The organism is Mycobacterium sp. NPDC006124, from assembly GCF_040614235.1.
Lineage (GTDB): Bacteria > Actinomycetota > Actinomycetes > Mycobacteriales > Mycobacteriaceae > Mycobacterium.
This window is the reverse complement of the sequence record NZ_JBEXUA010000044.1, coordinates 1-1,355: the sequence shown is the minus strand read 5'-3', so window position 1 is coordinate 1,355 and position 1,355 is coordinate 1. Positions and strand designations below refer to the sequence as shown.

Annotated in this window: 1 protein-coding gene; it reads right to left on the bottom strand. The window is 64.8% G+C overall.

Annotated features, from left to right (window positions below):
* Positions 1-30 precede the first annotated feature (30 nt).
* A protein-coding gene (locus tag ABZ195_RS28635; RefSeq protein ID WP_355223257.1) for an IS3 family transposase occupies positions 31-1,301 on the bottom strand; the annotation gives its coding sequence in 2 pieces (ribosomal slippage) (positions 31-1,028 and positions 1,028-1,301; 1,272 coding nt in all).
* Between the last annotated feature and the right edge of the window lie 54 nt (positions 1,302-1,355).

Genomic DNA, 1,355 nt, shown 5'->3' with positions numbered 1-1,355 from the left:
TGAACCGCCCCGGGTTCGATGCACTCCTGGTTACTGGTGTGCAGCCTCTGACTGGGCTGGTTTCCTAGCGTAGTAGATGGCCTCGTATTCGATCGGTGGGATGCGGCCGAGGCGGTGCATGAGCCGTTCGGTGTTGTACCAGCCGACCCAGTCGGCGGTGAGCAGTTCGACGTCTGCGAGCCGGTGCAGAGGGCCGCGTCGGAACGGTGAGTCGGTGCGGACGGCTTCGTTCTTGTACAGCCCTATCGTCGTCTCGGCTAGGGCGTTGTCGAAGGCGTCGCCGACCGAGCCGATCGAGGGGACCAGCCCGGACAGTGCCAGCGTCTCCCCGAGCCGAACCGACGTATATTGCGAGCCCGCATCGCTATGGTGAATAGTGTTGCCCAACAACGGATTGCCTTCACTCGACAAGAGTCGTGCAGCGTGGCGGATGGCTCGGCGCACGAACGCGTCGCTCTTACCGGCCGAGCAGGTCCATCCCACGATCCGTCCCGCGTATGCATCAACGACGAACGCCGTGTAGACGAACACCCCGCTGGCCAGCCGCACATAGGTGAAATCGGCCACCAGCAGCACGTTGGGGGCCTCGACACCAAAGTGGCGGTCCACCAGGTCCGGGGCCCGCCCCGCGGCCGGGTCGGCGATGGTGGTGCGGACCTTCTTGGTGCGGATGACCCCGCGCCAGCCATGGACGCGCATGAGGCGCTCCACGGTGCAGCGGGCTACCTCGATGCCCTGTCGTTGCAGGTGAGCCCACATCTTGGTAGCCCCGTACAACGCCTCCGGTGGGCGGCGGCCGTGCTCGTCGGGGGCGTAGAAGCCGGCAAGCACCTCGGTGATGGTCATGTCCCACAGGGCCCGCGCCGAGGGCGGTCGAGACAGCCAGGCGTAGAAGGTTCTCGGGGCAATCTGGCAGCCGTGCTCGGTGAGCACGCGGCAGATCGAAGCGACCCCGAACCGAGCGCGATGCTCGGCAATGAACGCACAGATCAACGGTGTCGCGGGTCGCTCTCCCGCGCGAAGAAACTCGTTGCCGCCTTGAGGATTTCGATGGTTTCCTCGAGCTCACGGTTCTTGCGTTTGAGCTCTCGATTCTCCCGCGTGATCTCGGTAGGCACCCCGTCGCGAACCCCGGCGTCGACGTCGATCTGGTTGATCCACCGGCGCAGCGTCTCCGGTGCGACACCCAGCCGCTTGGCGACCGCCACCACGCAGGCCGTACGGCTGTCGTATTCCTCGACGTGATCGATGACCAACCGCACCGCTCGGGCCTTGAACTCCTCGTCGTACTTCTTCGGCATGATGCGAACAACCTTCCCTCGAAAGAAGGTGTGCATCAAACACGGGGTGGTTCA